The organism is Nocardiopsis sp. TNDT3 (genome assembly GCF_003427465.1).
GTDB classification, from domain to species: domain Bacteria; phylum Actinomycetota; class Actinomycetes; order Streptosporangiales; family Streptosporangiaceae; genus Nocardiopsis; species Nocardiopsis dassonvillei.
This window is the reverse complement of the sequence record NZ_QPFC01000689.1, coordinates 1-8778: the sequence shown is the minus strand read 5'-3', so window position 1 is coordinate 8778 and position 8778 is coordinate 1. Positions and strand designations below refer to the sequence as shown.

The window sequence follows — 8778 nt, the reverse complement described above, 5'->3', positions numbered from 1 at the left end:
GAAGGGGTCCACTCCCTCGGGAGGGGTGGGCAGGGACCGCACCCGCGCGTTGGCCAGCGCGAAGTGCGCGGCCAGCGACCCCCCGGTCAGGTCGGAGACCTTCAGCCCCACCGGCTCCACGAGCGCCCCCGAGGCCCGGTCGGCCGACGCGCCCGCCACCACCTGCTCCGTGCGCTCCAGTGCCCGTGACAGCAGGGCGCGCGCCTCGGTCAGCTCCACCTGGGCGAACCGCGCGAACTCGTCCGTCTCGGCCCGGGCCCGGCAGCTCTCCAGCAGCTGCTCGACCTTGGTGGTCACCCAGGCGTCGCGCAGCACGCCGCCGCCGTTGTGGTCCAGGACCAGGATCAGCGCGTGCTCGGGCGGCAGCGAGCCCGGGTGGCCGGGGTGGTCGCCGTCGCGGCTGAACACGCACACGAAGTCCTCGGTGTCACCGAACTGGTCGGTGCTGACGTAGACGGCCACCGGCGTGACCTCGCCGAGCTGGGAGGCCCACGCCGGTACCTGGAGGCCGCGCTCGCGGAGCGCGATCATCCCCTGTTCGGCCAGGCTCCGCTGCTCGGACGAGGTGCCCAGGGCGGTGACCGCCGCGAGCACGCCCAGCCCCGCGGGCTTGCCGGAGGCGGTGGCGTGCGCCACCAGGCCCTCGCCGAGCAGCCTCTCCACGTCCACGCCGGGGACCCGCTCCCCCCACCACGTGCCGAGCAGCTCGCTGAAGGCCAGCTCGGCGTCGAGGGGGTGGCGCATGGCCAGCAGCGCTCTGGCGGCGCGCAGCATCTCGTCGAAGACGGCGCGGGGAACCGGTTCGGAACCTGGGGACGGAGGCATCGGGGAGGGCACCATCCGAGCGTATGCCAGCCCGGGTGTGCGCTCCTCCGTTCCCGCCCACCGACGGCGGCGCCGGGCGCGGCCGGGGCGCGGCTCCCGTCGGGGGAGGCCGCGCCCCTGGAGGCGACCGCCGGGTTCAACGCGGTTGCGGTATGCCCCGGTGGCCGCCGAACAGGCCCGCGGCCGATCTGCGCGCCGGCTTCCTGGCCGGCGGGGAGGGCGGCACGGAGTTCACCATCGCCTCCAGGTGCTCGCGGGCGACCCGCTCGACCAGGTGCGGCGTGACCGTGATGCCCAGGTGTTCGACGCAGTTCCAGGTGTCGCTGACGCAGCGTTCGACACATCGGTGGGACAGGGCACTGAACTCGTCGTGGAGCCGTGCCGAGATCCGACTGAGATCCTGGACCGGGAAGGTCTGGAGCATTCTCGCTCACACCCCTAGCTGGAGATGGCCTGGACGGTGACCTCCACCCATTTCACTTGTTCTGGACGGAGTGTCAACCCCTCTCCCGGCACGCTGTTGATAAAACCTCCGGGAAGCATCGTTTACTCGAACACCACCGTCATCGCAGATCAACAAGGCGAAAAGGGTGTTTCGGGCGTATAACGCCCCTGGTCCCGAGTGGAGAACGCAAACATCCCGCGAACGCCCATCGCCCGGAATTGGCGGAAAACACGTCGCGGAAAGTCCCCGTCCGCTGTGACGCGACCGGCGGGTGGCCTATTGTTTACCTTCCACGTCCGCGGACGGCCTCCCTCCACGACGGCCGTTGCGTGTGGACGGCTGTGTCTTATGCTTGAGCCGTGACAGCGGCCGAGAGGAGTCATCGAGCGTGACTCCCGGGAGCCGCGGAGCCCCCCGATCACCTTCGGCGCCGCGCGACTTCCGGCTTTCACGCCATGGGCGGCCGGTCGACAGGGGCCGCGCGGTCCAGGCAGCACCCCCCAACGAAACACGGCTGGGGAATCGACGGTTCCGGAGGTGTCGAGCAGTTGAGCGCCGAGACGTCCATTCCGCCACCCCGGGTCAGCAGGGCGGAACTCCCCGACGCGGTCAGATCCCTCCTCACCGACTCCCCGATCGGATTCGCGCTGCTCGGCCCCGACGACCTCCTCGGCACGATCAACCAGCGCCTGGCCGCCGACGTCCTGGGGCGCGCCCCCGCCGAGTGCCTGGGCCGCGACCCCGCAGACCTGCTGGAGGAGAACGGCGACCGCGACGCGGCCGCCGACCACCGGGCCTGCCTGGCCCGGGCGCGCGAGAGCGGACAGGCCGTCCGCGGACGCCACCGCGCCCCCGCCGGGCAGCTGTGGGACCTGACCTGGTTCCCCGTCACCGAACCGGACACGGACGACGAGTACGTCGCCCTCATCGCGGTCCCCGCCGGTGAGGGCGCCGAACCCGTCGACGGCGCCGCGCTGCGCCGCGACGAGCAGCGGCTGCGCGCCCTGTTCCAGGCGGGCAACCAGATCGTCTGGGCCGCCGGACCCGGCGGCGAGATCCGCGAGGACTGCCCCCAGTGGCGGGCCGTCACCGGTCAGGAGCTGGAGCACTACCTGGGCCGGGGCTGGCTCGACGCCCTCCACCCCGAGGACCGTCCCCGCGTCGAGCGCGCCTGGGAGGACTCCGTCCTCGACGTCACCCCCTTCGACGCCATGTTCCGCGTGCGGACCCGCTCGGGCGGCTACGGCCACTACCGGGCCAGGGCCCACCCGGTCATGGAGGGGACACGGACCGCCGAGTGGGTCGGCACCCTCGCCGACATCACCAACGAGCGCGAGGCCGACGAACTCCGCCAGCGCCTCAACCAGCAGCTCAGCGAGGCGGCCATGCGCACCGCCCGCCTCCAGAAGGCCACCTCCGACCTGGCCGAGGCGCTCACCGCCGACGAGGTCGTCAACGCCATGTCCGAGATCGGCCGCTCCGGGGTGGGCGCCGACCACACCTGCGTCGTCCTACTGGACCGCGACCGCCTGCGGCTGCGCACCATCGCCGCCGCGCACGCCCACCAGCTGCCCCGCTCCACCTTCCCCACGGACCACCCCGACATCGCCGCCCTGGCGGTGGCCGACCGGCTGCCCCGCCTGGCCGCCAACCCGGCCGAGCTGGGCGCGCTGTTCGACGGCGCGCCCGAGGTGGACGAACTCGTCGGGTCCACGCCCGAGCGGGCCTGGATCGCGCTGCCGATGATGACCGCGGGGCGCCCCATCGGCGCGCTGCGCTTCGCCTTCTCCACCCCGCGCGAGGTCTCCGACGACGAACGCGTGTTCCTGGAGGCCCTGGCCGGACAGTGCGCGCTGGCCATCGGCCGCGCCACCCTCTACGAGCAGGAGCACAACACCGCCGAGGAGCTCCAGCGCAGCCTGCTGCCCGAGGAACTGCCCGAGGTGCGCGGCGTGCGCCTGGCCGCCTACTACCGGTCCGGGTCGCAGAACGTGCAGGTCGGCGGCGACTGGTACGACGCCTTCCCGCTGCCCGACGGCCGCGTCGCCGGGGTGCTCGGCGACGTCATGGGCAAGGGCATCCCGGCCGCGGCAGGGATGAGCCGCATCCGCAACGCGCTGCGCGCCCTGGCCTTCTCCATGCCCGAGCCCGCCGACGTCCTGGCCGGCCTGGACCGCATGTTCTCGGCCACGGAGGGTATGGACCAAGTCACCACACTGGTCTACTTCGTGCTCGACCCCGTCACCGGACAGCTCGACCTCAGCAACGCGGGACACCTCCCGCCGCTGGTCGTGGCGGGCGGCGCGCGGCCGTCGCTGCTCGACACCGAACCCGACACGCCGCTCGGGGTCAGCTCCCCGCGGGGTCACCACAAATTCTTCGTCCAACCCGGTAACACCGTCGCCCTGTACTCCGATGGACTGGTTGAGAACCGCAAACGGTCCGTCTACTCCGGACTCGACGAGCTCGTCCACGTGGCGTCCTCGGCCCCTCCGGAGGTGGTGGGCGATCCACAGCAGATGCTGGAGTACCTTGTTGAGAGCATGCTCGATGGGTATGAGCAGGACGACGACGTCACGCTGCTCGCCGTCCAGCTTCCGGTGATCGACTCCGTGCCGGAGCGGTAGTGCCGGTTCGAGGCGAACCGGTGGACACCGGTCTGCGGCGGACCGGTGCGCACCGGTCCGCGCCGTGCCGGTGAACCGGCGCCAGACCGACGACAGACCGTACGAACAAGTCCATTGCCTTGCCTACAGTGAAGAAGCCGTTCCGCCCCGCGATGCGGGAGTGATCCTCTGCGGGGGTGACCTCCGGGAGCGCATACGCTGGACGGGGACGAACCTGGAGAGCGCATACGCTTGAAAGACCAACGGCTTCCCCGTTCCAGTGGGGACGATCCCAGGCCGCAGGTGGGAGAGGGTGCAGTGCCCGGTCCCGGCCAGGCGGACCACCGGGTCCGACAATCTCGCCACACGTCCGTTCGAGAGGTGTTTGTGTCATCTGCCAGTTCGACTCGCTCGAAGCAGTCCGAGTCACTGCAAGAGCCCGTCATTCAGCAGCTGATCGAGCGTGGGCGGTCCCAGGGCTTCCTTGAGCCCGAGGACGTGCGCCGTGCCTTCGAAGAGGCCGAAATCCCGATGTCGCAGGCGCAGTCCGTGCTCCGCAGCCTCGCGAAGGAGGGCGTGACCGTACTCGTTCCCGAGTCGGCCTCCTCCCGGCGCAAGGCGCCGCGGCGCAAGGCGGCGACCACCAAGACGGCGGCCACGCGGTCCACCTCGACCAGGTCCACCAAGACCACCGCGACGAGCAGGGCCGCCAAGCCCGTGCGCGCGGCGGCGGCCCAGGAGCAGACCGAGACGGTCACCGCCGTGGTCGGTTCCGCCGAGGACGCCGGGAACGAGGCCGGGGCGGAGAAGAAGCCCGCGGCCAAGAAGCCCGCCAAGAAGACGGCGACCAAGAAGCCCGCGACCAAGGCGGCCAAGACCACCGCGGCCAAGGGCCCGACCGCCAAGACCACCGGCCTCAAGGCCGCCGCCGCCAAGAAGACGGCGACCAAGGAACTCGGACTCGCGGCGGACGGCGAGTTCGACGAGGACGAGGACGGCCTGGACGACCTCGAGCACACCGGCGCCGAGCTGGAGCTGGTCGAGGACACCCCGGACCCGGCGGACAAGGACCTCAAGCCCGCCAAGCCCGAGGCCGTGGGCGCCCCGGCCAAGCCCGCCAACGAGGACGAGTCCTTCGTCCTCTACGACGACGATGACGACGCCCCCGCGGCGCAGGTCGTGGCCGCGGGCGCGACGGCGGACCCGGTCAAGGACTACCTCAAGCAGATCGGCAAGGTCCCGCTGCTCAACGCCGAGCAGGAGGTCGAACTCGCCAAGCGGATCGAGGCCGGCCTGTTCGCCGAGGAGAAGCTGGCCGAGGAGGCCGAGCTCCTCACCGTCGAGCTGCGCGACGAGCTGGAGTGGATCGCCGAGGACGGCGGCCGCGCCAAGAAGCACCTGCTGGAGGCCAACCTCCGGCTCGTGGTCTCGCTCGCCAAGCGCTACACCGGCCGCGGCATGCTCTTCCTGGACCTGATCCAGGAGGGCAACCTCGGTCTGATCCGCGCGGTGGAGAAGTTCGACTACACCAAGGGCTTCAAGTTCTCGACCTACGCCACGTGGTGGATCCGCCAGGCGATCACCCGGGCCATGGCCGACCAGGCGCGCACCATCCGCATCCCGGTGCACATGGTCGAGGTCATCAACAAGCTGGCCCGCGTCCAGCGCCAGATGCTCCAGGACCTGGGCCGCGAGCCCACCCCGGAGGAGCTGGCCAGGGAACTCGACATGACCCCGGAGAAGGTCGTCGAGGTGCAGAAGTACGGCCGCGAGCCGATCTCCCTGCACACCCCGCTGGGCGAGGACGGCGACAGCGAGTTCGGCGACCTCATCGAGGACTCCGAGGCGATCCAGCCGGGCGAGGCGGTCAGCTTCACCCTGCTCCAGGAGCAGCTGCACTCGGTGCTGGACACGCTGTCCGAGCGCGAGGCGGGCGTGGTGTCCATGCGCTTCGGTCTCACCGACGGCCAGCCGAAGACTTTAGACGAGATCGGCAAGGTCTACGGGGTCACCCGTGAGCGCATCCGGCAGATCGAGAGCAAGACGATGTCGAAGCTCCGCCACCCGTCGCGTTCGCAGGTGCTCCGTGACTACCTGGACTAGGTTCACCCAGGTGGTCGGCCGGTCGGCGGCGGTAGAGCGCTGACCGGCGGCTGAAGAGAACCGGACCGGTCCCGGATCCGCGCCCCCGCCCGAAGGCGGGGAGCGCCGACCCGGGACCGGCACCCCCAGGTCCGCGCGGCTGTGGCGACGTCCGCGTGTGCCGGAGCAGCCCCCGTTGGTGCTCCGAGGTGCCCGTCGCGCTCGGGAGCGTCCTTGGTTCTCCCGGGCACTGTGTCGTACGGGGCACCGTGTCGTCCGAGGCGCTGTGTCATCCGATCCGACGGTGTCCATGGTGCCGCACGTACTGTAGGTGCGGCATAAAGTCGCGATATCGAGTCGTTATGTGACGGGGAGTGGCCTACGGTCGCTCCCCGTTCTCCGTGTGTCCGCGGGCCCTCTCCGGGCGCACGGGCGCGGCCCCGTCCGCGCGGCCCGCGCCCCTTTCCCGGTGCCGTCCCTCAGTCGCGGACGACGACGTTCAGGACGTGCCGTTCGGGCAGTTCCACGGTGTGCCCGAGGTCGCGCAGGGCCGACACCAGCTCCTCGGGGGTGGCGGCGTCCACGCCCTCCAGAAGCAGGGAGCGGGCGATGTCGCCCCGGGTGGCCTTGGCCATGTGGCTGACCACCGTGCGCCTGGCGACCCCGTCCACCACGCGCTCGCGCAGCACCCTGACGGCCACGCCGGTCCCCGGAGCGTAGGCGGCGGCGTAGGCGGACGAGCGGCAGTCGACCAGGAGCTGTCCCCCGGTGAACTCGTCCAGGGGCGCGGCCGCCTCGCGGCGCCAGTAGGAGCCCAGACCGCCCAGGGGCGGCAGCTTCACGCCCATGGACAGGCGGTACGGGGGCAGCCGGTCGGCGGGCCCGACCACTCCCCACAGCCCGGAGAAGATCAGGACCCGGGCGTCGGGGATGTCGGGGAGGCCGAGCCGGTCGTAGAGCACGCCCGTGTACAGGTCGGCCGCGCGCAGGGTGGGCGCGGTGGCCAGGTCCAGGTTGCGCTTGAGCGCGTCGGCCTGCCTGGCGCTGATCCCCAGGGTCTCCAGCGCGGTCTCCTCGGGCCCCGAGCACAGGTCCGCCAGCGCCGCCATGACCCGCTCGCGGGCCCCGGTCAGCTCCGGAAGGGTCAGCGTCCCCGGGTCCAGGCGGGGGCCCTCGCCGGAGGAGGCCTTGCCCTCGGACGGCGGCAGCAGGATGAGCATGGTGGAACTTCCCGGGTGGAGGCGGTGGTCGGGTACCCGCCCATGCTAGGGCGTGTGCGGAGCCCGTTCCCGGTGTCGGAGGACCTGGACGGCGAGGGTGACGAAGGCGACGCACAGCAGGGCGTCCATCACGGCGCCCACGGGGACGAATCCCTTGAGGATGCCGTTGGCGTGCAACGCCATCGAGAGGACGCACAGGAACCGGACCGCGCCCACGGAGCGGGTCGCGAGCAGTCCCGCGGCCAGGAGCACCCAGCCCAGGTTGGGGGCCCACACCAGCGCGTACACCACGTGCACCCGGGGATAGAGGAACTCGACGAACGCGGTGGCCAGCTCCGGGGAGTGGGCGTCGGTGAGCTGGAGGGCGACGAAGTTGGCGCCCTCGAAGAAGGCGCCCACCATCAGCCCGAACAGGCACACGATCCCCGTGACGGCACCCAGCACGGGCCGGGTCCTGGCGATCGCGGTGGCCAGCCCGGCGAAGGCGGGCACCAGGAACAGCAGCCCGGCGAACCAGAGCCCGTACCCCCAGGCCATCTGGACGGGATCGTCGGCGTAGGCCGCGATCTGGTCCGGGAAGAAGAAGTGGTGCGGCGCCTTGAGCAGCTCCCCGGCCAGGAGCAGCGGCGGAGCCGCCGCCAGCGAGACGGCGGTCGGCCAGCGGCCGGGGAAGGGGCCGGGCACGGGGGCCTCGGCCCGTCCGGGCAGGTCGCGGAGCAGGGCCGTTCTCAGGGACGCGGACGTGAAAGGGCTTTTTCGGGGAGTGGAGCGCATGCGGTCATCCTCGCCACCGCGAGGGTGCCGTGTCAGGAACGCTGCCACGACGGTCCGCCGGGGGTTCGCACCCCCCGGGCACCCCTACCGGGGACGCGGCCGCGGTCGCCGCGGGCCCGCCGGATAGCATCGTCGGCTCCGGGAGAGGGGAGCGGGCGTGCACGAATGGGCTCGGCGGGTGACGCGGGACTGGCCGCCGTTCGAGGTGGAGGAGCGCGGCGGCTGGCGGTTCGGCTTCGCCGAGGGGATCACCAAGCGGGCCAACTGCGCGCTCGTGCTGGATCCGGACGCGCGCGTCGCCGAGGTCACCGCCTACTACACCGGGCGCGGCCTGAGGCCCTGCGTGCAGGTGTGGCCGGGCGAGGAGGAGGTCGACCGGCGGCTGGCGGAGCACGGCTACGCGGTGGTGGAGCCCTCACTGGTCCTGGCCCGCGACCTCGGCGCGCGCCCCGACGCCCCGGGCACGTCCTCGGTGGCGGCCTCGCCCGGGCCCGGGTGGTCGGCCGCCGGGGCCGCACGCATCCTCGGCCGGGTCGACGCCGCCTACGCAACGGCCGAGCGGGGCCTGGGCCGGGGGGCGGCGGTGCTGGACGGGGAGTCGGTGGCGCTCTGCGCCATGTTCACCGACCCCGCGGCGCGCGGACGCGGCGTGGCCGCCGGGCTGTTGGCCGACCTGCTGCGCTGGGGGTACGACCGCGGCGCGCGGCGGGCCTACCTGTGTGTGGTCGCCGACAACGCCCCGGCGCTGCGGCTGTACGGGCGCGCGGGGTTCACCGAGGTGTCGCGGTACCACAGCCGTGTACTGGAGGGCGCGCACGAAGGCGGG

Annotated in this window: 6 protein-coding genes and 1 pseudogene; 3 read left to right on the top strand and 4 right to left on the bottom strand. The window is 72.2% G+C overall.

Features of this window, described 5'->3' with window-relative positions; all coding sequences use genetic code 11:
• Positions 1 to 774: pseudogene (locus tag DQW06_RS17240) on the bottom strand (hypothetical protein); the annotation flags it as partial.
• 187 nt (positions 775 to 961) lie between these two features.
• Entirely contained in the window at positions 962 to 1249 is a 288-nt protein-coding gene (locus DQW06_RS17235) for a hypothetical protein (RefSeq protein WP_013154327.1), read from the bottom strand.
• A gap of 569 nt (positions 1250 to 1818) precedes the next feature.
• Between DQW06_RS17235 and DQW06_RS17230 the strand changes: the two genes are divergently transcribed.
• Positions 1819 to 3897: a SpoIIE family protein phosphatase gene (locus tag DQW06_RS17230; protein ID WP_013154326.1), complete on the top strand. Its 2079-nt coding sequence runs from the start codon at positions 1819 to 1821 to the stop codon at positions 3895 to 3897.
• A 366-nt stretch (positions 3898 to 4263) separates the two neighbouring features.
• Complete coding sequence (locus tag DQW06_RS17225) at positions 4264 to 5979, top strand: RNA polymerase sigma factor (RefSeq protein ID WP_013154325.1); 1716 nt, start codon at positions 4264 to 4266, stop codon at positions 5977 to 5979.
• Positions 5980 to 6437: 458 nt separating this feature from the next.
• On the opposite strand, the gene yaaA is transcribed toward DQW06_RS17225, so the two are convergent.
• The gene (yaaA, locus tag DQW06_RS17220; RefSeq protein WP_013154324.1) at positions 6438 to 7178 is read right to left on the bottom strand and encodes a peroxide stress protein YaaA; all 741 of its coding nucleotides are present in this window, start codon (positions 7176 to 7178) and stop codon (positions 6438 to 6440) included.
• A gap of 45 nt (positions 7179 to 7223) precedes the next feature.
• Positions 7224 to 7952, bottom strand: a complete 729-nt coding sequence (locus tag DQW06_RS17215) for a hypothetical protein (RefSeq protein WP_071622512.1) — start codon at positions 7950 to 7952, stop codon at positions 7224 to 7226.
• 157 nt (positions 7953 to 8109) lie between these two features.
• Here DQW06_RS17215 and DQW06_RS17210 point away from each other — a divergent pair.
• On the top strand, positions 8110 to 8778 hold a 669-nt coding region (locus DQW06_RS17210), incomplete at its 3' end, for a GNAT family N-acetyltransferase (RefSeq protein WP_157983468.1).